The sequence below is a fragment of the Streptomyces sp. NPDC003379 genome (genome assembly GCF_053589195.1).
In genome coordinates this window covers 101,332-123,377 of record NZ_JBSFRK010000003.1, presented here as the reverse complement: position 1 = coordinate 123,377, position 22,046 = coordinate 101,332, and the positions used below count along the sequence as shown (strand labels likewise).

19 protein-coding genes and 3 pseudogenes are annotated in these 22,046 nt (G+C 72.8%); 10 read left to right on the top strand and 12 right to left on the bottom strand.

What is annotated here, in order from left to right; all coding sequences use genetic code 11:
- The first annotated feature begins 29 nt into the window (after positions 1-29).
- Positions 30-950, top strand: coding sequence for an NADP-dependent oxidoreductase (locus ACWDVB_RS04465; protein WP_451513942.1), 921 nt, complete (start codon positions 30-32; stop codon positions 948-950).
- Positions 947-2,524, top strand: coding sequence for an AAA family ATPase (locus tag ACWDVB_RS04460; protein ID WP_451611940.1), 1,578 nt, complete (start codon positions 947-949; stop codon positions 2,522-2,524). The genes ACWDVB_RS04465 and ACWDVB_RS04460 overlap by 4 nt, the downstream gene beginning before the upstream one ends.
- Before the next feature lie 37 nt (positions 2,525-2,561).
- Here the strand turns inward: ACWDVB_RS04460 and ACWDVB_RS04455 are convergent, their stop codons facing one another.
- The 3 genes from ACWDVB_RS04455 to ACWDVB_RS04445 form a co-directional block, all read right to left on the bottom strand.
- On the bottom strand, positions 2,562-3,386 hold the full coding sequence (locus ACWDVB_RS04455) for a maleylpyruvate isomerase family mycothiol-dependent enzyme (RefSeq protein ID WP_451513943.1): 825 nt from the start codon (positions 3,384-3,386) through the stop codon (positions 2,562-2,564).
- A 63-nt stretch (positions 3,387-3,449) separates the two neighbouring features.
- Complete coding sequence (locus ACWDVB_RS04450) at positions 3,450-5,264, bottom strand: ABC transporter ATP-binding protein (RefSeq protein ID WP_451513944.1); 1,815 nt, start codon at positions 5,262-5,264, stop codon at positions 3,450-3,452.
- A gap of 54 nt (positions 5,265-5,318) precedes the next feature.
- Complete coding sequence (locus ACWDVB_RS04445; RefSeq protein WP_451513945.1) at positions 5,319-7,142, bottom strand: thiamine pyrophosphate-dependent enzyme; 1,824 nt, start codon at positions 7,140-7,142, stop codon at positions 5,319-5,321.
- A gap of 124 nt (positions 7,143-7,266) precedes the next feature.
- Between ACWDVB_RS04445 and ACWDVB_RS04440 the strand changes: the two genes are divergently transcribed.
- Positions 7,267-7,569 (top strand): hypothetical protein, encoded by a 303-nt coding sequence (locus tag ACWDVB_RS04440; protein WP_451513946.1) that lies wholly within the window; start codon positions 7,267-7,269, stop codon positions 7,567-7,569.
- On the opposite strand, the gene ACWDVB_RS04435 is transcribed toward ACWDVB_RS04440, so the two are convergent.
- Positions 7,552-10,509 (bottom strand): helix-turn-helix transcriptional regulator, encoded by a 2,958-nt coding sequence (locus ACWDVB_RS04435; protein ID WP_451513947.1) that lies wholly within the window; start codon positions 10,507-10,509, stop codon positions 7,552-7,554. The genes ACWDVB_RS04440 and ACWDVB_RS04435 overlap by 18 nt on opposite strands.
- A 372-nt stretch (positions 10,510-10,881) precedes the next feature.
- On the bottom strand, positions 10,882-12,123 hold the full coding sequence (locus tag ACWDVB_RS04430) for an MFS transporter (RefSeq protein ID WP_451513948.1): 1,242 nt from the start codon (positions 12,121-12,123) through the stop codon (positions 10,882-10,884).
- A gap of 84 nt (positions 12,124-12,207) precedes the next feature.
- Here ACWDVB_RS04430 and ACWDVB_RS04425 point away from each other — a divergent pair, with 84 nt between their 5' ends.
- Positions 12,208-12,975, top strand: a complete 768-nt coding sequence (locus ACWDVB_RS04425; RefSeq protein WP_451513949.1) for a DeoR/GlpR family DNA-binding transcription regulator — start codon at positions 12,208-12,210, stop codon at positions 12,973-12,975.
- Between the two features lie 50 nt (positions 12,976-13,025).
- Positions 13,026-13,676, top strand: coding sequence for an HAD family hydrolase (locus tag ACWDVB_RS04420; RefSeq protein WP_451513950.1), 651 nt, complete (start codon positions 13,026-13,028; stop codon positions 13,674-13,676).
- Between the two features lie 8 nt (positions 13,677-13,684).
- Here ACWDVB_RS04420 and ACWDVB_RS04415 read toward each other — a convergent pair whose 3' ends face one another.
- Positions 13,685-14,290, bottom strand: a complete 606-nt coding sequence (locus ACWDVB_RS04415) for a TetR/AcrR family transcriptional regulator (RefSeq protein ID WP_451513951.1) — start codon at positions 14,288-14,290, stop codon at positions 13,685-13,687.
- Positions 14,291-14,407: 117 nt separating this feature from the next.
- Between ACWDVB_RS04415 and ACWDVB_RS04410 the strand changes: the two genes are divergently transcribed.
- The 3 genes from ACWDVB_RS04410 (at position 14,408) to ACWDVB_RS04400 (ending at position 17,318) form a co-directional block, all read left to right on the top strand.
- On the top strand, positions 14,408-15,889 hold the full coding sequence (locus ACWDVB_RS04410) for a cytochrome P450 (protein WP_451513952.1): 1,482 nt from the start codon (positions 14,408-14,410) through the stop codon (positions 15,887-15,889).
- A gap of 89 nt (positions 15,890-15,978) precedes the next feature.
- Positions 15,979-16,272, top strand: coding sequence for a hypothetical protein (locus tag ACWDVB_RS04405; protein WP_451513953.1), 294 nt, complete (start codon positions 15,979-15,981; stop codon positions 16,270-16,272).
- Entirely contained in the window at positions 16,269-17,318 is a 1,050-nt protein-coding gene (locus ACWDVB_RS04400) for a glutathione S-transferase family protein (protein ID WP_451513954.1), read from the top strand. The genes ACWDVB_RS04405 and ACWDVB_RS04400 overlap by 4 nt, the downstream gene beginning before the upstream one ends.
- 54 nt (positions 17,319-17,372) lie before the next feature.
- Here the strand turns inward: ACWDVB_RS04400 and ACWDVB_RS04395 are convergent, their stop codons facing one another.
- Together ACWDVB_RS04395 and ACWDVB_RS04390 are read right to left on the bottom strand one after the other, a co-directional pair.
- Positions 17,373-17,603, bottom strand: a complete 231-nt coding sequence (locus tag ACWDVB_RS04395) for a hypothetical protein (protein ID WP_451513955.1) — start codon at positions 17,601-17,603, stop codon at positions 17,373-17,375.
- Positions 17,604-17,659: 56 nt separating this feature from the next.
- Positions 17,660-17,959, bottom strand: a complete 300-nt coding sequence (locus tag ACWDVB_RS04390; protein WP_451513956.1) for a TetR family transcriptional regulator C-terminal domain-containing protein — start codon at positions 17,957-17,959, stop codon at positions 17,660-17,662.
- A gap of 14 nt (positions 17,960-17,973) precedes the next feature.
- Between ACWDVB_RS04390 and ACWDVB_RS04385 the strand changes: the two are divergent.
- A pseudogene (locus ACWDVB_RS04385) lies at positions 17,974-18,402 on the top strand (cytosine or purine or uracil or thiamine or allantoin permease); the annotation flags it as partial.
- Position 18,403: 1 nt separating this feature from the next.
- Here ACWDVB_RS04385 and ACWDVB_RS04380 read toward each other — a convergent pair.
- Positions 18,404-18,688: pseudogene (locus ACWDVB_RS04380) on the bottom strand (LysR family transcriptional regulator); the annotation flags it as partial.
- A gap of 281 nt (positions 18,689-18,969) precedes the next feature.
- Here ACWDVB_RS04380 and ACWDVB_RS04375 point away from each other — a divergent pair.
- The gene (locus tag ACWDVB_RS04375; protein ID WP_451513957.1) at positions 18,970-20,217 is read left to right on the top strand and encodes an MFS transporter; all 1,248 of its coding nucleotides are present in this window, start codon (positions 18,970-18,972) and stop codon (positions 20,215-20,217) included.
- Here the strand turns inward: ACWDVB_RS04375 and ACWDVB_RS04370 are convergent.
- From ACWDVB_RS04370 to ACWDVB_RS04360, 3 genes and pseudogenes are all read right to left on the bottom strand, one after another.
- Positions 20,214-20,483: a glycosyltransferase gene (locus tag ACWDVB_RS04370; protein ID WP_451514044.1), complete on the bottom strand. Its 270-nt coding sequence runs from the start codon at positions 20,481-20,483 to the stop codon at positions 20,214-20,216. The two genes, ACWDVB_RS04375 and ACWDVB_RS04370, sit on opposite strands and share 4 nt — an antisense overlap.
- A 6-nt stretch (positions 20,484-20,489) precedes the next feature.
- Positions 20,490-21,138: pseudogene (locus ACWDVB_RS04365) on the bottom strand (MerR family transcriptional regulator).
- Positions 21,139-21,191: 53 nt separating this feature from the next.
- Positions 21,192-21,950 (bottom strand): helix-turn-helix domain-containing protein, encoded by a 759-nt coding sequence (locus tag ACWDVB_RS04360; protein WP_451513958.1) that lies wholly within the window; start codon positions 21,948-21,950, stop codon positions 21,192-21,194.
- Positions 21,951-22,046: the final 96 nt, after the last annotated feature.

The window sequence follows — 22,046 nt, the reverse complement described above, 5'->3', positions numbered from 1 at the left end:
TCACCTGTCGCAACGTACTGAGGAGTGTCATGAAGATGATCGCCGCCGCTCTGTCCGCCTACGGTCCGCCCGAGGTGCTGCGGCCCATGGAGCTGGCCGTTCCCCAGCCGGGGCCCGATGAGGTGCTGATACGGGTCAGGGCCGCCGGGGTGCAGCCGTTCGACCTGGGGGTGCGGGAAGGGTGGGCGCCGCCGGGTGTCGAGCCGGGGTTCCCGGTCGTCCCGGGCAACGAGTTCGCCGGGGTGGTGGACCGGATCGGCGGGCGGGTCGCCGACTTCGCACCCGGCGACGAGGTGCTCGGATACGGCCTGCTCGGCGGGTACGCGCAGTACGTCGCGGTCCCCGCCGAGCAGCTGGTGCACAAGCCGGCCACGATGCCGTGGACGGTCGCCGGCGGCTTCTCCGGCAATGGGCAGGGCGCCCACCTGGCGCTGTCGCAGCTGCGCGTGGGGCCCGGGGACACCGTCCTGATCGGCGCGGCGGCGGGTGCGCTCGGCACGTTCTCCGTGCAGCTCGCACGGGCCTGGGGCGCCACGACCGTCATCGGCACGGCGAGCGAGCGCAACCACGACCATCTGCGGGCGCTGGGGGCGATCCCGGTGACGTACGGCGACGGGCTCGTCGACCGGATCCGCGCCATCGCGCCCGACGGCGTGGACGCGGCGCTCGACGCGGCGGGCCCGGAGGGGCTGCGCGCCGCCGTGGCCGTGGCCAAGGACCGCGTCCGTGTGGTGACCATGGTCGCCACGGAGGAGGCGGCACGCCTCGGCCTGCCCGACTGGGGCGGCACCCGGTCCGCCACGCGCCTGGCCGAGCTGACCGCGCTGTACGAGAAGGGGGCGGTGGACGTGCATCTGCGGGCGACGTTCCCGCTGGAGCGGGCGGCGGACGCGCACCGCCTGGTGGCCACCGGCCACGGCCGTGGCAAGGTCGTCCTCACCGTGGACTGAGCCGTGGACTCAGCCGTGGACTGAGGGTTCTTCAGGGGGCGCGGCAGGGCCGCAGCGCGGCGCTCGTCGTGCGCGGCGAGGCCGGGATCGGCAAGTCCGAACTGCTGACGCACGCGGTCGCCGCGGCCCGCGCCGGTGGGCTGCGGGTGCTGCGGGCCACCGGGACGGACTCGGAGAGTGAGCTGCCCTTCGCGGGGCTGCATCTGCTGCTCGGCCGGGCCGCGGACCGTGTCGCGGAGCTGCCCGAGCGGCAGGCACGGGCGCTCGGGGGCGCGCTGGGGCTGAGTGACGCGGCGGTGGGGACGGGCGGCGGTGACCGGTTCCTGACCGGGCTCGCCGTCCTCACCCTGCTCGCCGATCTCGCCGAGGAACAGCCGCTGTTGTGTGTCGTCGACGACGCGCACTGGCTCGACAAGGCGTCGGCCGAGGCGCTGCTCTTCGTCGCGCGACGCCTGGATGCCGAGGGTGTCGTCATGCTGTTCGCCGCCCGTGACACGTATGCGCCGCCGTTTCCCGCGCCGGGCCTCGACGAGCTGCGGGTGGGCGCCCTGTCGGACGCCGCCGCCCGGGATCTGCTCGCCGAGCACGCCGCCGATCTGCCGCCGCACGCGCGCGTGCAGATCCTCGGCGAGGCGGCGGGCAACCCGCTGGCGCTACGCGAACTGCCCGTGGCGCAACGGGAGGGGCTGGCCCATGACTCCGCGCCGGTCAGCGGGCACGCGCGCGTGCAGCAGACGTTCACCGACCGCATCTCGGGCCTGCCGGCGGCCACCCGCACGGTGCTGCTCGTCGCCGCGGCGGAGGCCACCGACGACCTCGCGGTGATCGCGTCGGCGGCCGCCGAACTGGGTGCCGTGGTGACCGACCTGGAGCCGGCCGAACGCAAGGACCTGGTGCGGGTCGCGGAGGGCCGCCTGGTGTTCCGCCATCCGCTGATCCGCTCGGCCGCGTACCAGAGCGCGCCGCTCGGCGACCGGCTCGCCGCGCACCGGGCCCTCGCCCGCGCGCTGCCGTGCGTGGGCAACGCCGACCGGCGTGCCTGGCATCTGGCGGCGGCCACGACCGAGCCCGACGAGTACGTCGCCGCCGTCCTGGAGGAGACGTCGGAGCACGCACGCGCGCGTGGCGGCTACACGGCCGTGGCCGCCGCCTGTGAGCGCGCCGCGCGGCTGAGCCCGGACTCCCAGGACCGCGCCCGCCGTCTCGCGCTCGCCGCGCACGCGGCGGCCGCCGCCGGAGAGGGCCGCCGCGCCGCCGATCTCGCGACGCGGGCCGCCCCGCACATCACCGATCCGCTGCGCCGCGCCGAACTGGTGAAGGTGCGGGCAGCCGTGGCCCGTGAGCAGGGGCGGCTCGAAACGTCGTACACCCTGCTCGGCGAGGGCGCGGCCGAGGTCGCGGCGACGGCTTCGGGGACCGCGGCGTTCATGCTGTACGAGGCGGTGACGGCCGCCCGGCACGGCGGTCCGCAGTCCGCCGTATCCGAACTCACGGACCGCCTCGCGTCCTTGGAACTGCCTCAGAGCGCGGAGACCGCGCCCTTCGCGCGGCTGAGCGAGGCGTTGCCGTCGTGACGGAGTGTCAGGGGATGCGGTGACGTCTCCGTACGTCTCACCTCCGCAGCCAGTGACCGGCGGCCTCCAGCCACGTGGTCACAAGCGCCTCGTCGCCCAGGACGTCGATGCCGTCGGCGGGGGTCGGGGAACGGCGCTGGTACGCGAGGAGCAGCAGGTCCGCGAGTGAGCCGCGTACCGCCGTGGTCGCCTTCTTGTGGGCGTGGCTCACGGTGATGGGGGCCTCGGTCAGGTCGATGAACCACTCCCCCGCCCCCTCGGGAGCGTCGGTGTCGGCGTCGGTGGCGTGGAAGTGAAGGGTGCGGCCGGGTCCGAGCAGTGCGCGATGCGCGGTCTCCGACTCGTACGCCTGCGGCAAGGTGGCGAACTCCAGCCACTCCTCAAGCCCGTCGAGCGCGACATCCGCATCCAGGGTGTACGTCCCACCGACCGCGGCGGTCGCGTCGAAGCGGTGGACGACCGTCTCGTACGTCATACGGCGGGCCCAGAAGAGCGGCGTGCCGCTCGGGGCGGGGGTCCACACCCTGACGTCCGGTCCCGTCGCGCGCAAGGCGTCCACGAGCCGGGCGGTGCACTCCGTGAGCCAGGCGGTCAGCGTGACCATGTCGTCGTCCGCCTCGGGCGTGACCTGGTTGACCTGCTCGTCCGGGACGGGCTCGGTGGCCCGGGTCCGCACGATCGTCTCGGCCCAGCTGTGCGTGCCGCCGACGTGGCGCAGCAGGTGGGCGAGGGTCCATCCAGGGCATCCCGGCACCGGCGCGGCGGCGTCCGCGCCCGCGAGGGCCGACACCAATTGGGCGCTCTGGTCGGGGAGTCGGGCGACGTAGCGGTCGTACACCGCACGGGGGCTCGGACGCGTCATGCCGTCACGGTAGACCACGTACCACTGCCCCTCGCAACGCGTTGACACGTATCCAGCGGCCGCTCACGCCGACGTCGAGGACGCCGCCAAGAACTGGGTCGCCGCGAGTTCCCCGTACAGCGGGTCCGCCGCCACCAGTTCGGCGTGCGTGCCCACCGCTCGGACCTTCCCCGCGTCCATCACCACGATCCGGTCCGCCAGCATGACCGTCGACAGGCGGTGCGCCACCACCAGGACCGTCACCTCTCGGGACACCTCCGCCACCACGTCCCGCAGCGCCAGTTCGTTGACCGCGTCCAGCTGTGAGGTCGCCTCGTCGAGCAGGAGCAGGCGGGGCTTTCGCAGCAGCGCCCTGGCGATCGCCACCCGCTGCCGCTCGCCGCCGGACAGCTTGGAGCCCCGGTGGCCGACCAACGTGTCGAGACCTTCCGGCAGCCGTTCGACCACGCGGTCCAGCCGGGCGCGGACGAGGACCTCGCGGACCTCGGCCTCGGTGGCGTCCGGCGCCGCGAAGAGGAGGTTCTCACGGACGGTGCCCGCGAGGACGGGCGCGTCCTGCTCCACGTATCCGATGGTGGCCCGCAGCTCGGCCAGCGGCCACTCCCGTACGTCCTTGCCGTCGACCAGGACCCGCCCGCCCGTCGCCTCGTAGAACCGCTCGATCAGGCCGAACACCGTCGTCTTGCCCGCGCCGGACGGGCCCACGAAGGCCGTCATGCCGGGGCCCGGCACGTCGAGGCTCACGCCGTGATGGACGTACGGGAGGTCGTCCCGGTAGCGGAAGGTCACGTCGTCGAAGGCCACGGAAGCCGGGCCGGACGCCGTCGCCCTTGTGTCGGCCTCCCGCCCCGGCCCGCCGACCCCTTCCGTCTCTTCCATCTCATCCGTCTCTTCCGTTTCCAAGCGCTCCGCCTGCACGATCCGTGCGATCGCCGCCGAACCCACCTGGTACTGCGAAGCCGCCTCGACCATGCGCGACACCGGGTCGATCAGATAGAAGAGGAAGAGCAGGAAGGCCACCAGCGTCGAGACGGATATCGCGCCGGACGCGACCCGCGCGCCGCCGATGCCGAGCACCGCGAGGAACGACACCTGCACGGCGAGATTGACCGAACTCCACGCCACCGCCTGCCACTTCGCCGACCGTACGCCGTGCCGCCACGCCTCCCGCGCGGCCTCCTGCACCACGTCCGACTCGCGCCGCTCGGCACCGGATGCCTTGAGCGTGCGGAAGGCCCCGAACGCCCGTTCAAGTCCGGTCGAGATCGTGCCCACCGCCTCCTGCGCGCGCCGCGTCGCCCGCGCGATCTTCGGCATGACGACGGACACCGCGCCGCCGATCAACACGATCACGCCGAGCGTGACGCCCAGCAGGACGGGATCCATCAGCCCCATCATCACGATCGTCGCGAGGAAGGTGAGACTGCCGGACACCGCGGACACCACGCACTGAGTCGTCACGGCGCGCAGCAGCGTCGTGTCCGAGGTGACCCGGGACATCAGGTCGCCCGGCTGGGTCCGCTCCACCTCCGCGAGGCGCAGCCGCAGCAGACGCCCGATGAGCGTGCGCCGGGCCGCGAGCACCACGGACTCGGCGCTGCGCTCCAGGATGTACGCGCCGAACGACTCGATCGCGGTGCCGAGGACCACGAGCGCGGTGAGGAGCACCAGGATGCCGGTGATCGACCCGTCGCCGCCGAGCCGGTCCACGAGGGACTTGGCCGCCAGCGGCTGGGCCAGCCCGGTCGCGGCGCCGATCAGCGTGAGCAGGGCGCCGAAGGCCACGGCGCCGCGGTGCGGGCGGAAGTGGCGGTACAGGGCGCGCCAGGTCTCTTTGGCGGGGAGCCGCTCGGTCTCGGCGGCGGGTTCGGCTGTCACATGGGACAGGACGCGATCGGCGGTGATCCACCTGACTCGCTGCGTCGTGAGCTGTCAGCGGTAGCGGGCGATGTCGTCGTGGTGCTGTCGCAGGGCGGGTGACATCGCGACGCGGTCGTCCTGCAGGAGGTTGCCGGCGATGGCGGAGGCGGCCGCCTCGCCCTTGCCGAGGGCCTGGGCGATGTGGGCGGCGTGAGTGGGCTGGAGGCTTTCGCCGAACGGCGCCTCGTAGGGGTCAGTGACCGCTTCGATCAGACACGGCCCGTCGAAGGCCATGGCCTGGGCGAAGACGTCGGCGGCCTCGGCGGGGTCCTCGATGCGGAAGGCGTGGAGTCCGCAGGCCCGGGCGACGGCGGTGAAGTCGATGGGGTGCAGTTCGCAGCCCATTTGGGGGTTGCCGAGCAGCGCGGTCTGCTCCCACACCTCCAAGGCGAGGGAGTTGTTGCGCAGGACGACGACTTTGACGGGGAGGTCGTACTGGGCGAGGGTGGCCAGTTCGCCCATGCCCATGCTCATCGATCCGTCACCGGTGAAGGCGATCACCGGCCGGTCGGGGTTGCCGATCTGGGCGCCGATCGCGTAGGGCAGGGCCGCGCCCATGGTGCACAGGGTGCCGGAGAAGGAGTACTGCATGCCGCGGCGCAGCCGGAGCCGGCCGCCCCACGCGGTCACCGTCCCGGCGTCCCCGGTGACGATCGCGTCATCGGGCAGCGCTTTCGACAGTTCCCAGGTGACCACCTGGGGGCGCATGGGGGTGCCGGAGGAGGCGGCCTGCTCGCCGATCAGCTCCCACCAGCGGCGGGTGGTGGCTTGAGCACGTTCCAGGAAGGACCGGTCCGTCTTGCGCTCCAGCAGCGGCAGCAGCTGTTCGAGGACGGCCGCCGCGTGGCCGACCAGGCCCACCTCGACGGGATAGCGCATGGCGATGCGGTCGGCGTTCAGATCGATCTGGACCCCGCGCGCCTGCCCGGGCCGAGGCCAGAACTCGTAGTACGGCGTGGAGGAACCCACGATCAGGAACCCGTCACAGTTCTCGAACGCCTCATGGGAGGCGCGGGTGCCGATCAGTCCCATGCCGCCGGTGGTGTACGCGCTGTCGTCAGGGACGCAGTCCTTGCCCAGACCGGCCTTGACAATGGGCGCGCCCAGCACCTCGGCGACCTGCTCCAGCAGGTCACCCGCACCGCGAGCGCCGGCCCCGGCGCAGATCGCCACCCGCTCACAGGCATTCAGCACCTCGGCCGCCGCACGCAGCCGCTCTCCCGGCGGAACGACGGTGAACGGCTGCGCGGCCAGCGACAGATGCCCTGGCACATTCTTCGGCGAGAGGGTGTCCTGCTCCAGCGTGAAGGACTGGACGTCGATGGGGATCGCCAGGTGGGAGGGCGTGCGGTTCATCAGGGCGCTGCGTACCGCCAGATCGGTGGCGGTCACAGCGTGGGCCGGGCCCATGACCCGTTCGGAGAACATGCACGCCCCCTCCAGCAGCCGGTCCGAGGGCAGATCCTGCAGGAAATGGGCACCGACCGTGTCGTGGTACGACAGGCCGGTGATGGCGATGACCGGGGCGCCGTCGATCCGCGCGTCGTACAGGCCGTTGAGCAGGTGCACCGCCCCCGGGCCCGCGGTGGCCACGCAGGCGGCCGGGCGGCCGGTGAACTTCGCATGGCCCACACAGGCCAGCGCCGCGTTCTCCTCGTGCCGCACATGCACGAAACGCATCTCGGGGTGGGTGCGCAGTGCTTCGAAGAATCCGTTGACCTGGTCCCCGCAGATGCCGAAGCAGGTGTCCACGCCCCATTCCAGCAACCGCTCGACGATCAGGTCGGACGTCGTCTTCGCGTTGCCCGACTGCTCGTTGCTGGGCGGTGCGGACATCAGGCAGCTCCTCGGCGTGCGGGTACAGGACCGCTTCCACCCTCCGCCCGGCCCGCCGGACACGCACCCTCACCGAGGCCGTCCGAGCGACGGAAATGCTGTGCGGCATGGGCCTCGGTCCGGGATGGTGATCAGCGCCATCAGTACGCCCATGGTGAAGATCTGCCCGTCGGTGTTCGAGCCAGCCGCGCCCCGGCAGCGCTCCCACGTCGCCGTGGATGCCGGTGCGCAGCAGTGCCGGTTCGGTGTACCGGCCCCGGAGGAACATGAACAGCAGCAGGCCCACCTGGGCGACGGCGGACAGCAGCCCGAGCAGGCTCGGCCCGAGGGCGATCCCCGCCGCGATCTCGGCGGTGACGGCAGGCTGACGTACGTCAGTTCCGTCGCGGTGCCAGGTGACTGGAGCGCTTCAGCCGTCACGGTGTGACCCGTCGGCCCCGGGGTGGGTGCGCGCCAGATCGATCCGGGACCGCAGCCGTAGCTTCCGGTAGATCTGCCGCAGATGGAAGCCGACGGTGTGCGAGGACAGGAACATCTGGGTCGCCACCTGACGGTTGGTCAGCCCTTGTGCCACCAGGTCCGCGACCCTGCGCTCGGTGTCGGTCAGGCTCGCCCACCCGGACGCGGGCCGGTCCGCATGCTTCCAGTGCCGCCGACGCACCCCGAGACGGCGCAGCCGGCGCCGCACCCGGGCCTCGTCCCGTGCGGCGCCCAGCCGCGCGTACTTGGCCATGGCCCACTCCAGCTCCGTCACCGTCGTCGCGCGGTCGGCCGCGCACAGCGCTCCCAGGTCCTCGGCGGCGGAGGCCCCGCACCATGGGTCGCGGTGCTTCTGCACCGCGTGCCGCAGCGCGTCGGCGTCCTGCCGGTGCACCCCCTGCGCGTGTGCGGCGGCGGCCAGCAGCGACGGTACGTCCGGGTTGTCGGTGGCGAGCCGTTGCGCGGCCCGCACGGTGGCGTCGGCCCGTTCCCCGTCGCCCCGGTCGGTCGCGGTGCGCACCAGCCAGGCGGCCGCCGCCGGTTCCTCGCAGAGGAGGAGGCGCAGGGTGTTGTGGTCCGCGTGGACGGTGGCCAGCGCGGAGTCGAGGCCTTCCAGGTCACGCCGTGCCGCGGCGAGCTGTGCCGTCATCCACGCGACGCCCGCCCGTGACGCGGCCGCCGCTGCGCCGTCGAGCCCCTGCTCGGCCACCGTCCGCGTCAGCTGCTTGACGTGTCCGTCGGCCGCGGCGAGATCTCCACGGCGCAGCGCGACCTCGGTGAGGATCCGCCATGCCAGTGGCGAGTACCGCGGCATGCCCGCCTCGTCGGCGGCGGTGAGCCCTCCGGCGGCCTGCGACTCCGCTTCCTCCAGGGCGCCCCGGGTGAGGGCGAGGGACGAGCCGAGGATCATGTCGGCGCCGCGCAGCACCGGCCATCCCTCGGCTCCGCCGTCACCGTGGAGGGGGCTCAGGACGGCCGCGGCCTCCGTGGTCTCCCGTAGGTGGGTGAGCATGGTGGCGAGTGCGAGGCGGGGCGGGAACGGCCAGCACACGCCGTGTTCCTCGTCGGGCGAGCCGACCGCCTCGCGGGCCTGCCGCAGCGCTTCGCCGACCCGGCCCGCATACCAGTGCGACCGGGCCAGCACGCAGCGCAGTCCGGCGGACGGACGGTCGTGGCGTGTCATCTCCTGCCGTGCCTCGTGTTCGGCGGCTGCCGCGTCCAGGTCGACCAGGCCGTTCAGTCTGCCCAGGACGACGCGCTCCGTGAGATCCTCGGCGTCCGTGGTGCCCGGCGGAGGCGGCGCCCCGGCGACGGCGACGGCCCGTGCGGTCCGGCCCGCGAGCAGCAGCACCGAGGACAGCTGGCACCGCACGACGGCGGCCTGCTCCTTCGGCAGTACCCCGCCCAGTGCCTCCCCGCCCAGTGCCTCCTCGGCCAGCGCGATCGCCCGGGGCAGGGGTCCGCAGCGGGCCAGCGCCTCGACCGCGACACGGATCAGTTCCGCTCGTACGGGGTGGTGCGGCGGACCGGTGATCTCCAGGGCGCGCTGGGCGAGTTCGACCGCCGTACGGGGGTCGGTCGAGACGACCGCGGTGGCCGCCGAGCACAGCACCGTCACGGCCCGGGTGTCGCCGCGGCGGGCGCCGTGCACGAGGTGCGCCGCGGCGGGCAGGACACCGCCGTCCCGGCCGATGACCATCTCTGCCGCCTGGCGGTGGAGTGACCCGCGCAGCGGTCCGGGAAGTGTCGCGAGCAGCGCCTGCCTGACCAGTTCGTGCCGGAACGCGACGGCGTCGCCCTCGCACACCATGATCCGGGTTTCCAGCGCCTCCCGCAGTGCCGGCAGCATGGAGGCCGTGGTCTCGCCCAGCATCTGCGCGATGTCCTCGGGCAGAGCGGTCCTGCCGAGGACGCAGGCCACGTCGAGCAGCAGCCGGGTGCCCGGCTGGAGGGCCGTCGCCCGGTCGCGCACCAAGGTGCTGAAGCGGTGCGGCACTTGCGCGTTCGTGAGGTCCCCGGCCGGCCGGGCGCGCCCGTCGCTCACCCGTACGTGGTGTTCTTCGACGAGGCCGTCGAGGAGCGCGATCAGTGCCGCGGGGTTGCCGTCCGCGCCCTTGGCGTAGGCGAGCAGCTCGGGTGCGGGCTCGGCAGGCAGCCGGTCGGCGGCCAGCTCCGCCACGGCCCGGTCGTCCAGGGGCGGCAGGTGCAGCCGCTCCGTGCGGTCGGCGTCGCCGAGCACGGTGAACAGCTTGTCCGGCAGCGATTCCGTCCCGCCGGTACGACGGGCCATCACCCACACCACCGGCCGCCCCGCGCTGCGCGCGACCAGAGTGCTCAGCGCGGCCAGTGTCATGGTGTCCGCCCACTGGAGGTCGTCCAGTACGACGGCCACGGGGCCGCGGCGCAGCCGTTCGCCGAGCGAGATCCGCAGCCGGTCGATCAGCCAGGCGGAGTGGACGACCGTGGCGCCCGGGTCCTCGTGCGGGGGGCCCACGTCGGTGGTGGGGTCCAGGGCGGCGATCAGGGGCGCGAGGGGGACGGCGCGGCGGATCTCGTCGGCGGTGCCGTACGCGACGGAGAAACCGCACTGGGCCGCGGCGGCCGCGGCGTCGCTCAGCAGCCTGCTGCGGCCGGTGCCGGCCGCGCCTTCGACGAGGGCGACGCCTCCTCGCCGGGGGCCTGAGCGTGTCGTGTCGAGCAGGTGCAGCAGCCGTGCCCACTGCCGTTCCCGGCCGCGCAGCCGCGGCCCGGGCGGTGGGGAGGGTACCGGTGATTCGAATGGTGCGCGTGGTGCTGGTGGTGTGGGTGGTGTGGGGGTGTGCGCGGAGCGGGACGAGGGGGTCGAGGGAGTCGAGTCGATGCGGGGGGTGTGAGCACGTGATGACAAACGCAGTCCCCTTGTGCCTGGTCAGATCGGCTTGGGTGGAATCGTCGAGGGGCGGGCACACGCCCGTCAACACCACCCGAAGTTAGACATCTTGTCCTCATGGGCGGCCCATCGCACTCGGGCCTGTGGCGAATTGGTCCGCGTACGAACGCATGAGCCCGGGAACCCGCTCGGGCAGGCCGCTCCCCTCCCCAGTGGCCGAGGACATCGGAAACTGGCCGAGGTGCTGCCCTCGAACCACGTCGCCTCGGTGGCCTGGAGCGTTTCGGACGCTCCGGGGTGCCCCGGCTGGTGCGGGACGCCTTCGCGGTGGCCGGGTGATCGGCAGCGGGTCCGTTCCGGGAGTCCCGCTGCTCCACGGGCTCCGACGCGTCAGCGGCCAAGCTCGGCGGGTCGGCGTCCGCGGCTGGGGCGCTGTTCCGGCTGGGGGTCGCGCAGGACGCCGGCCGTGCACGCGGCGACGACACAGAACGCCACCGGCAGGAAGAACGTGAGGTTGAGCGGCATGAAGTGGGTCAGCGGTCCGATGACGGCGGGCCCGGCCAGCATGCCGAGGTAGCCGAGGCCCGCGACGCGGGAGACGTTGACCCCGGCGGCGCCCTCGTCCGCGTGGCCCGCCGCGCTGAACAGCTGGGGGATGCAGCCGGAGAGGCCCGCGCCGAACACGGTCCAGCCGATCAGGGCCAGCGGGATCCAGGGGGACAGCGCCGCCACGGTCAGGCCGACCGCGGCCACGCTCGCGCCGTGGCGGAGGATCGCCACCGGGCCGAACCGGGCGGCCACCCGGTCGGCGAGCAGCCGGCCGACGGTCATGGCGGTGGCGAAGGCGCCGTAGGCGAGCGCGGCGGTGGCGGCGGGCGCGTCGAGGACGTCGCGCAGTTGCAGCACGCTCCAGTCGTTGGCCACGCCCTCGCAGAGCATGAGCATCAGCGCGAGAGCAGCAAGTGCCCATATGCGCCGCGGAGTTCGCCTCCCTCGCCGCTCCGGGGGGCTGCCGGAAACTTCCGCGCCCTCGACCGGCGCTTCCGAGGCAGTCACCTTCGTACGAGTGACCGGTTCACGCCGCAGCAGCGCGGGAGCGGACAGCGCCGCGGCCACCAGGCCGAGCAGCGCCACCGCGCCGAGCGTCGCCGCGGGGCTCCAGCCCCAGCTGAGCGTGCGGGCGCCGACCAGCGCGGCGAGGACGCCGCCGATGGAGAATGTGGCGTGGAAGGCGGACATGACGGGCCGTCCGTAGCCGCGCTCCACCTGGACCGCGTGGGCGTTCATGCTGACGTCCAGGCAGCCGTTGCCGAGGCCGAGGGCCAGCAGCGCCGCACCCAGCGCCCATACGTTCGTGGCGAGGCCCGGGAGGATGACGGCCGCGCCGCACAGGGCCGCGCTGACCGGTACGACGACGCGGGCGCCGAGGCGGTCGGTGAGGGGGCCGACGATCTGCATGCCGACGACGGCGCCCGCGCCGAGGAGCAGCAGGAGCCAGCCGAGCACGGCGTGGCTGATCCCCACGCGGTCCTCGACGGCGGGGATGTGGACGATCCACATGCCCATGAGAAAGCCGTTCAGTGTGAAGTAGGCGAAGGTGGCCAGCCGTCCGGCTCGCAGTGTTCGTTCCATGCTATCGAACATAACGAACATGGTTGACGTTCGGAAGATTGCGTTTCGAACACCGATGATGTTTCAATCGCTGTCGTGGCCAGTATGAGCAGAGGCAGTACGAACAGAGATCGACTGCGGCGGATCAGCGACGCCGTGCGTGAGGCGGGCCGGATCGGCGTCGCGGAGCTCGCCGGTCTCACCGGCGCCTCCGAGATGACCATCCGGCGCGACTTGGAGGCCCTGGCCGATCAGGGCGTCCTTGAGCGCTACCGCGGCGGCGCGCGAAGTCTGCTGCTGCGCGGCGAGGAGCCGCCGTTCGCCCTGCGGGAGCAGGAGGGCCTGGAAGCCAAGCGGCGCATCGCCGCCGAGGTGGCCGGGCTGATCGCCGACGGGGAGTCCGTCGTCGTGGACAGCGGCACGACCTGCCTGGAGGTCGCCCGCGCGCTGGGACAGCGCCGGCTGACCGTGATGCCGCTCTCCCTGCACGCGGTGAACGCGCTGACCGGCGCGCCCCAGGTGACGCTGCTCGTCCCCGGCGGGCGGCCGCGCCCCGGTGAGCTGGCCCTGACCGGGCAGCTGACCACGGCGTCCCTGGCCGCCCTGCGCTTCGACACCGCCGTCATCGGCTGCTGCGGGCTGACCGCCGCGGACGGCCTGACCGCCTACGACCTGGACGACGCCGCCGTCAAACGCGCCGCGATCGCCTCGTCCCGCCGCGTCATCGCCGTCGCGGACGCCGCCAAGCTGTCCCGTACCGCCCTGGCCTTCGTCGCGCCCGCCACCGCCCTGCACGCCGTCGTCACCGACGCCGCCGCGGACGAGGAGACCGACGCGCTGTCCGCCGCGGGCGTGACCGTACGAAAGGTATGACACCCGTGAACGGCTCCATGGAGGCTCACTTGAACGACACGGCGCAACACATGAACGACGACACGACGCGGCACACGGCGAGCGGGCCCGCGTACGACACGTACGACACTCTGCTCTTCGACATGTTCGGTGTCATCGCGCGCCATCAGTCCGAGGCCGGCAAGGCCCGCCTGGCCGCCACCGCGGGCGTGCCCGAAACTCTCTTCTGGGAGGCGTACTGGGGCCTGCGGCAGCCCTACGACCGCGGGGACGTCACCGGCCCCGGCTACTGGCGGCAGGTGGCCGACGCGCTCGGCGCCGACTTCGGGCACGACCAGGTCGCGCGGCTCGTCGAGGCCGACATCGCCAGCTGGAGCGCCGTCGACGACACGATGGTCGCGCTGATCGAGGAGCTCGCGGCGGCGGGCAGGCCGATCGCGCTGCTCTCCAACATCCCCGAGGAGCTGGCCGTCCACTACGAGGAGCGGCACGCCTGGCTCAAGCACTTCCAAGTGCGCGCCTTCTCCTGCCGCATCGGCCACGCCAAGCCCGAGGCGGGCGCCTACCGCTGGTGCCTGGACGCCCTGGGCGCCGAGCCGGGACGGGTGCTTTTCGTCGACGACCGCGAGGAGAACATCCGCGCCGCGGAGGCGAGCGGCGTACGCGGCCACCTCTTCACGACCCCCGCCCGCCTGCGAGAGGCACTGCGCCTCGGCGTGTGATCGCGACTTCAACGCGCGATCGCGCCGAGCAGCGCCTTGGCGCACAGGTCCCGCACCTGCGCGCGCGTCAGTTCCGGCCCCGACAGCCACTCCAGGCAAACGGCCACCATGAAGGCGAGCCAGCCGCGCACCGCGAGACGCAGCGCGGGCGGGTCCTGGACGAGGTCGGCGTCCGGGTCTGCGGCGAGGGCCGCGAGGATCTGCCGCTCCTGGGCCGCGAGGCCCCGCCCGTAGACCTCGCGGACCAGCGGATCGCCCGCCGCCTCGGCCCGGTGGAAGGCGCGGAAGCCCTGCGCGTGGCTCTCCACATAGCCGAGGAACGCGTCGAGGCCGCTGCTGATCTGCTCCCGCACCGGCAGACCGGGCTCGGCCGCCGTCAGGCGCAGCATGCGCTCGCTCTCGCGCTGTACGACGGCGGCGAAGAAGTCCCGTTTGGTCGGGAAGTAGTGGTACAGGAGTCCGCGTGAGACGCCCGCGATCTCCGCGACCCGCTCGATCCACACATCGTCGTACGGCTTCTGCGCGAACAGCCGCGCCCCGACCGAAAGCAGCTGCTCACGCCGCTCCTCGGTGCTCATTCTGCGGCGCGTGCGCTCCGGTGGGTTCGCGGCCATGCACGCACCTTACTTGACGCGAATTCAATAGCGGGCCCAGACTGAGGACTCTTGTTGAATCCACGTACAACAGGCCCTCCGGGGCCAACAGGCGCGCTGGACAAGGGAGATGGGCACATGACACAGACGACGCGGTCCGCGGCCGGGCAGACGGCGTCGGCACAGCCCCCGCCCAAGGGTTTCCGCAGCGCGGAGCTCGGCTGGCCCGAGCTGCGCCGCATACCCCATCCGCCGCGCCGCCTGCCGTTCCTCGGCGACGTCCTGGGGGCCGACGCGCGGACGCCGTTGCAGGACTCGATGCGGATGGGACGCCGGCTGGGGCCCATCTTCCGGCGCAAGGCGTTCGGCAAGGAGTTCGTCTTCGTGTGGGGCGCCGAGCTGGTCGCCGACCTGGCCGACGAGTCGCGCTTCGCCAAGCACGTGGGCCTCGGGGTGGCCAACCTCCGTCCGGTGGCGGGCGACGGGCTCTTCACCGCGTACAACCACGAACCCAACTGGCAGCTGGCGCACGACATCCTCGCCCCGGGATTCAGCCGCGAGGCCATGGCGGGCTACCACCCGCTGATGCTCGACGTGGCCCGGCAGCTGACGGCGCGCTGGGACGAGCGGGAGTCGGCGGGGCGGGCGGTGGACGTGCCCGGCGACATGACGAAGCTGACGCTGGAGACGATCGCCCGCACCGGGTTCGGGCACGACTTCGGCTCCTTCGAGCGGTCGGCGCCGCATCCCTTCGTGACGGCCATGGTCGGCACGCTCTCCTTCGCCCAGCGCCGCAACGTCGTCCCTCCACTGCTCACCCCGCTGCTGCTGCGCGGCGCCGACCGGCGCAACGACGCCGACATGGCATATCTCAACCGCACTGTGGACGCGGTGGTCGCCGCCCGCCGCGCCGCGTCCGGGTCGGGCGGCCACGGCGATCTGCTCGACCGCATGCTGGAAGTGGCCCACCCCGAGACCGGGGAACGGCTGTCTTCGGAGAACATCCGCCGGCAGGTCATCACCTTCCTGGTGGCGGGGCACGAGACGACCTCCGGGGCGCTGTCCTTCGCGCTGCACTACTTGTCGCGCTCCCCGGAGGTGCTCGCCCGCGCGCGGGCCGAGGTCGACGAGGTATGGGGCGCCGAGGAGGAGCCCGCGTACGAGCAAGTGGCCAAGCTGCGCTACGTACGCCGGGTGCTCGACGAGTCGCTGCGGCTGTGGCCGACCGCTCCCGGATTCGCCCGTGAGGCCCGCGAGGAGACCACGCTCGGGGGCGTGCACCCGATGCGCCGGGGCGCGTGGGCGCTGGTCCTCGCCACGATGCTGCACCGCGATCCGGCCGCGTGGGGCGAGCGCCCCGAGGAGTTCGACCCCGACCGGTTCGCCCCTTCGGCGGTACGGGCCAGGCCCGCCCATGTGTTCAAGCCGTTCGGCACCGGCGCACGGGCCTGCATCGGACGTCAGTTCGCGCTGCACGAGGCCACGTTGGTGCTCGGTCTGCTGCTGCGCCGCTACGACCTGCACGCCGATCCCAGTTACCGGCTGCGCGTCGCCGAGCGTCTGACGCTCATGCCGGACGGCCTCACTTTGCGGCTCACCCGCCGGTCAGCGGCCGCGTAGGAGCGCCATTGTCAGACCCGTGCGCCACAGTGGTGGGTGGCATCGCCGCGATGCCACCCACGCCATCCAGCGCAGAGGAGTCGCTCGACATGACCGGCACGACGTCCGAGGAACTGCTCGCCGCCCAGGCCTGCTTGCGTCTGCTGCACACCGCGCGCGCCGCGCTGTCCGACGCCTGCGAGGTCCCTCCCGCCGCCGCGGCCACGCTGCTCGCGGGGCCTATCGCGGAGGCCGACGACGCGCTGCGCCGCGCCGGCCTCGCGGGCAACGAAGCGGTGCTCATCGACCGGATCTACGATCTGGTGCCACCCCCGGCCCGCGCGGAACCGGACGGCGGCGCCCCGGTGGCCCGCACGGGTGTGCGGGAAGGCAGTCAGTCATGAGCGCGGCGGCGGGAAGCCCGGCGGAGGGCAACGCCTCGTACGGACACAAGGAGTTCAAGCGTTCCAAAAGTCATTTCGCCGACCGTGTCACCGCCGACGGCGGCGACGGTAGTGACGGTGGTGACGGCTGGCGCGTCGAGGCGGGGCGCTATCACCTGGTGGTGAGCCGTGCCTGCCCCTGGGCGGGCCGGGCCCTGGTCTCCCGGCGGCTGCTCGGTCTGGAGAGCGCCCTGTCCCTGGGGGTCACCGACCCGATCCAGGACGACCGGAGCTGGCGGTTCACGCTGGACCCCGACGGCCGCGACCCCGTGCTCGGCATCCGCTTCCTGAGTGAGGCGTACGAGGCGCGTGAGAGCGGTTGTCCGGGCGGCGTCAGCGTGCCCGCGCTCGTGGATGTGCCGAGCGGCAAGCTGGTCACCAACGACTTCCAGCAGATCACCCTGGACTTCGCCACGCAGTGGACGGCGCTGCACCGCGAAGGGGCGCCCGACCTGTACCCGGAGCCGCTGCGCGACGAGATCGACACGGTGATGGAGGGCATCTACCGCGACCTCAACAACGGCGTGTACCGCGCGGGTTTCGCCGCGGAGCAGAGTGCGTACGACGCGGCGTGCCGCGAGGTGTTCCGCCGCCTCGAGCTGACCTCCGAGCGGCTGGCGAGCCGTCGCTACCTCGTCGGGGAGACGATCACGGAAGCGGACATCCGGCTGTTCAGCACGCTGGTGCGGTTCGACGCGGTGTACCACGGCCACTTCAAGTGCAACCGCCGGAAGCTGTCCGAGGACCCGGTGCTGTGGGCGTACGCGCGGGATCTCTTCCAGACGCCGGGGTTCGGGGACACCATCGACTTCGACCACATCAAGCGGCACTACTACCAAGTGCACTCGGGCATCAATCCGACCGGCATCGTGCCGCTGGGACCCGACCTGGCCGGGTGGCTGACACCGCATCACCGCGAGGAGCTGGGCGGGCGGCCATTCGGCGACGGCACGGCGCCGGGTCCGGTGCCCACCGGGGAGGAGGTGCCGGCGGCCGGGCGGCCGTGACCCGGGCGTTCGACGGGGGCGCCAGGCCAGTGCCCGGTCAGCGCGGCCAGCAGGTCAGCGCGGCCGCCAGGTGAACTTGTCGCCGCCCACCCAGCGCACGGCGTCCGGATCGTCGAGGTCGTGCACGGGGATGCCCGCCATGGCGGCCGCGTCCAGGACGTCCATGACGGTCTTCGCCGTGCCGACCACCTCACCGTCGATCTCCACGATGCGGAACGGCGGGCTGCCGTGCTGGACGCCGAGGACCGTGATCCGAGGGTTCGCCGTGTACGGATACTCGCTCATACCCGGAACTCTTCCACGGTGAGCCGAGGAAGCGCCTGGCCAGTCGGCCGCTCGGGCTACTGCTCGGGCCGCTGCTCAGCCGCCCGCCCCACCAGCCGCCGGGCCGCCGAGCGGGCCGACGCCAGCGCGCTCCTACGGTCCGCGCCCCGCTGGCCGAGCACCACGCGCGTACTCAACCCGTCCAGCAGGGCGAGGAGTTCACCGGCACGGCCCGCGGCGTCGTCGACGGCGAAGGCGTTCGCTGCCGCGGCCAGGGCGAGCAGCGCCGTGAGATCGTCCTGCCAGCCCTGGTCGAGCTCCTCCTGGGCGGTGCGGAGTGGTTCGTTCCCCCGGCGCGTGCCCAGAGTTCGATCCACAGCATCCAGCGGGGGTCACCATGTGGGGGCATGCGACGGTGCAGCTCGCCGAGCGGTGGCCGACGTACGTCCTGGCGGCCGGCTTCGGCGTGCTGCTGCTTCTCCTGCTGCCGGGTACCGAGTTCGGCGGGGCGTTCGGGGCGGCGGGCGGCGCGGAGGGCACGGACGGGGCGGGTGGCGCGGGCTTCTCCGGGTGGACGCCCGCCTTCGTCGTGATGCTGGCGGGCCCCTTCTCGTATCCGCCGATGCCCGCCGACTACACCCGCTGTCTGCCGCCGGACACCCCGCTGCGCTCGGTCACCCTCTCCGGCGCGCTCGGCGGGCTCGTCTCCTCCGTCGCGCTCGGTGTCGCGGGCGTCACGGCCGCGACCCAGGCCGACATGACGGATGCCGTCGCCCGGGTGGAGAGCCTGCTTCCGGGCTGGTTCCGGCCGGTCTTCCTGCTCCGATCACGTCGACGCGCAGCGCGCGGCCGCCGGGCCGTACGGAGGCGGCCGCGCGCTCCTCGGCCTGGAGGAGTTCGCGGGCGTGCGGCAGGAACACCTGCCCGTCGATGGTGAGCCGGGCGCCGCGGGCGGTGCGGGTGAACAGCCGTACGGCGAGATCCTTCTCCAGCGTGGCGATGCGCTTGGAGACGGCCTGCTGGGTGATGGACAGGTCGGCGGCGGCGCCCTGGAACCGGCCCGCCTCCGCGGCGGCGACGAAGGCGCGCATTGCATAGAGGTCCATGACCGCCACCCTAAGGACGGCGGTCTCCCCCACACCACGCATGGTTGTGGCTGGCCGCTGGGATGGTTGTTTGATCAGGCGGGGGGTCGGCCGGTTGGATGACGCCGGTCAACACGGGGTTGTCGAGGACGTCGGGTCGTCGGGATCGCCGGGAACGCCGGGATCACCAGGGTTTGCCGGGGTTCGTCGGGATCACCAGGATCGCCTGGGTTCGCCGGGGTCATCGGGGTTCGCCGGGGTCGTCAGGGTTCGCCGAGGTCATCGGGTGAGGGGTGCGCGGGATGGTGGGGAGACGGTCGCTCGGGCGGCGGTTCGGGTGGCTGTGGGCGGCGTACGCGGTCAGTACGTTCGGTACGCGGCTGGCGTTCGACGCGTTTCCCTTGATCGCGATCCTGGTGCTGCACTGCGGTCCCACGGAGGTGGCGCTCCTTGCCGCCTCGGGCCTCGCGGTGGGGGCGGCGGTGGCGGTGCCGCTCGGGCCGTGGGTGGAGTTCCGCCGCAAGCGTCCGGTGATGATGGCGATGGACCTGGTCCGGTTCGCGGCGTTGATCAGTGTCCCCGCCGCGTTCGCGCTCGGGCTGCTCGGCTTCGCGCAGCTGCTCGTCGTGTCGGTCGTGGTCGCCGCGGCCGACATCACGTTCGGCGCGGCCGCCGGCGCCTACCTGAAGGGGCTGGTGCCTCCGCGGGACCTGCTCGTCGCGAACGGACGGTTCGAGTCGACGACCTGGACGGCCACCATGCTCGGGCCGCCTCTCGGCGGGGCGGCGATCGGTCTGTTCGGCCCCGTGCTGACCGTGACGGCCGACGCGGTCAGCTATCTGCTCTCGGCCGTGGGCCTGCGGACGATCGGCGACAAGGAACCGCGCCCCGTACGCACCGGGGCGGCACCGGACCGGCTCCGGGGAAGGGACCTGCTCGACGGATGGCGGTTCATCCTGGGCAGCCCCGTGCTGCGCCCGCTGTTCTTCAACACGCTGCTGGTCAACGGCCTGATCATGGCGGCATCGCCACTGCTCGCCGTGCTGATGCTCGGCAGCCTCGGTTTCGCTCCCTGGCAGTACGGTCTCGCCTTCGCGGTGCCCTGTATCGGAGGGCTGATCGGCTCCCGGCTGGCCCGGCGCCTCGTCGCGCGGTACGGGCAGCACACGGTCCTGCTCTCCTTCGGGGTACTGCGCGTGTGCTGGTCCGCGGGGCTCGCCCTCGTCCGCCCGGGCGTCGCCGGGCTCGTCCTCGTCATGGTCGTCGAGTTCGGCCTGATCGCCTGCTCCAGTGTGTTCAATCCGGTGGTCGCCACGTATCGCCTGGAACAGATCCCGACGGACCGCGTCGCCCGCACGCTGTCCGCCTGGTCGATCACGGGCAAGGTCACCACCGCGGCCATGACCGCCCTATGGGGCCTACTGGCCGCCCTCACCGACCCACGCACCGCGATCGCGACAGCCGGCCTGCTGATGCTGGCCACGCCGCTGCTGCTGCCGCGTCAGGACCGCCGCCGGCCACAGCAGCCGGTTGTTGTCGGCGGCGATTAGGGCGAGCGGCCCGCGGCGGCTGGAGCGGCCGTCCTCAGGAGCGGCCTCGGCAAGGCTCGGCCTGCTCTGGTACGTCCTGCTCCCGCGCCGCCCGTGGCTCCGGCGCCGGCGGGCAGTCCACGGAACTTCAGCCCCGCCGCCTGGACCAGCGGCGCGAAGGATTCATGCGTGGCGAGCGCCACGTCGTGCCCGGCTGCGCGCAGACGTACGCCGAGGCCGTTGTACGGGGCGACATCGCCGTACGAACTGACGGTGGTGGTGAGGATGCGGGGTCATCGGTCTCTTCCTCCGGGTCGAGGAGCGGGGTTGCCCTCAACCTCACCTCTAGGGTGAGTGTTCGTGTCTGACCGAGGCTCGCCACGCTCTTGAGGGTGGCCCCCAGTGCGGCGAAGGGCATTGGCGTGCACAGCCGTACGCAGATACGTGGCGAGCCCCGGCCTCTGCTGGGACGGCGGTACGACGCGGGCGAAGGCGCGCGGGTCCTCGGCGAAGTCGTCAGCGATCCGCAGATGCGTCTCGGAAGGGCACGGGGTGAACCAGCGGGCTATGTACTGCCGGTGCGCCTCGACCGGCCCCGTCGCGGCCTCGCCCCCCGCGCCGCCTCGTCCATGAGCCGCGCCCAGTCCTCCTTGGAGTGCGCGGCGGCGCTCTTCATGGCCGCCCAACACCCCGGAATGTCCCTCCGCTTCAGCTCGGCCTCGGTGGCGTAGCTCAGGTCGAAGGTGATCTCCCCGAAAACCTCGAACCGCTCCTGGGGGCTGCGCCTGCGGGTCGGCCAGGATCTCGTCGATCTCGTCGAGGGCGAAGCCGGGTTCCCGGGTTCCCGCGTTCCCGGCAGAGCGGCCCGGCCCGGTCGTCATGGTGCAGGGTACGGACGGTGACCCCCGCGAAGCCGGAGACCTGCCCCACGGTGAAACTCAAGGTCGCCTTTCGTCGACGTACAGCCTGAAGCCTCACGCGACGTGAGGGTCAAGTCAGCGGCGGCGAGGGCGAGGGTGAGGGTGACGGTCCAGCGAGCCGGGGGTACGTCCCGTGAAGCGCCGGGCGGCGCGGGTCAGATGTGCCTGGTCCGCGAAGCCTGCGTCGGCGGCGGCGTCCGCGATGCTCTTCGCCCCGCCCGCGCCGCCCCTCCCCACGAGCGATCCGAACGCGGCCCGCAGCCGCCCCCACTGGCGCAAGGTGACCAGCGGAATGCCGACCTCCGCCGCGACCAGGGCGCGCAGCCGGGCCGGCGAGAGGCCCAGCTCGGCGGCGACGGCGTCAACGCGGGAGGCGTTGGCGCAGGCCGCCCGTACGGCATACGGCACGCGCGGATCGACACCCGTACGCGGTCCCGCGACGGAGGCCACCTCGGCGCGCAACGCCTCCGCATCCGGCGCGCCGCCCGCGCCAACGCCCCCGTCCGAGGCATCGAGGAGCCGCCGCACGGCACAGCCGTCCAGCCATGTCGGCGCGGAGGGGTCCGCCCGCAGGCACCAGGGATCGATGAAGACCGCGACGAAGGCGGACGTGGTGGCGCACGCGTGCGTGTACTGCGGCGGAACCAGCACGCCCGCACCGGCCGACTCCCCCACGAAGGCGTGACCACCGAGCGGCAGGACGAGCTTCCAGGCGGGATGCCGGTGCCGCGTGACTTCGTACGGACGGGCTTCGCCGAAGAGGGCGATGTCACCCGCGACGGCGAACACCGGCGGCACGTCCGCGTCTTGGCCGACGGCACGGAACACCGTCACCGGCCCCCGTTCGAAGAGGCAGTCACTCGCGGGGTCCTGGACTGCACAGGACGCCGACTCCGAGTCCGGCCCTGCGAGGCCGTGCCACGCAGAGCA

Bases quoted from the DNA above. Each gene is read 5' to 3' on its own strand.
- ACWDVB_RS04405 (WP_451513953.1), top strand. From the start codon at position 15,979: ATGACCGGCACGACGTCCGAGGAACTGCTCGCCGCCCAGGCCTGCTTG.
- ACWDVB_RS04455 (WP_451513943.1), bottom strand. From the start codon at position 3,386: ATGACGCGTCCGAGCCCCCGTGCGGTGTACGACCGCTACGTCGCCCGA.
- ACWDVB_RS04410 (WP_451513952.1), top strand. From the start codon at position 14,408: ATGACACAGACGACGCGGTCCGCGGCCGGGCAGACGGCGTCGGCACAG.
- ACWDVB_RS04395 (WP_451513955.1), bottom strand. From the start codon at position 17,603: ATGAGCGAGTATCCGTACACGGCGAACCCTCGGATCACGGTCCTCGGC.
- ACWDVB_RS04375 (WP_451513957.1), top strand. From the start codon at position 18,970: ATGGTGGGGAGACGGTCGCTCGGGCGGCGGTTCGGGTGGCTGTGGGCG.
- ACWDVB_RS04425 (WP_451513949.1), top strand. From the start codon at position 12,208: ATGAGCAGAGGCAGTACGAACAGAGATCGACTGCGGCGGATCAGCGAC.
- ACWDVB_RS04445 (WP_451513945.1), bottom strand. From the start codon at position 7,142: ATGTCCGCACCGCCCAGCAACGAGCAGTCGGGCAACGCGAAGACGACG.
- ACWDVB_RS04400 (WP_451513954.1), top strand. From the start codon at position 16,269: ATGAGCGCGGCGGCGGGAAGCCCGGCGGAGGGCAACGCCTCGTACGGA.
- ACWDVB_RS04430 (WP_451513948.1), bottom strand. From the start codon at position 12,123: ATGGAACGAACACTGCGAGCCGGACGGCTGGCCACCTTCGCCTACTTC.
- ACWDVB_RS04415 (WP_451513951.1), bottom strand. From the start codon at position 14,290: ATGGCCGCGAACCCACCGGAGCGCACGCGCCGCAGAATGAGCACCGAG.
- ACWDVB_RS04465 (WP_451513942.1), top strand. From the start codon at position 30: ATGAAGATGATCGCCGCCGCTCTGTCCGCCTACGGTCCGCCCGAGGTG.
- ACWDVB_RS04420 (WP_451513950.1), top strand. From the start codon at position 13,026: ATGAACGACGACACGACGCGGCACACGGCGAGCGGGCCCGCGTACGAC.
- ACWDVB_RS04440 (WP_451513946.1), top strand. From the start codon at position 7,267: ATGGTGATCAGCGCCATCAGTACGCCCATGGTGAAGATCTGCCCGTCG.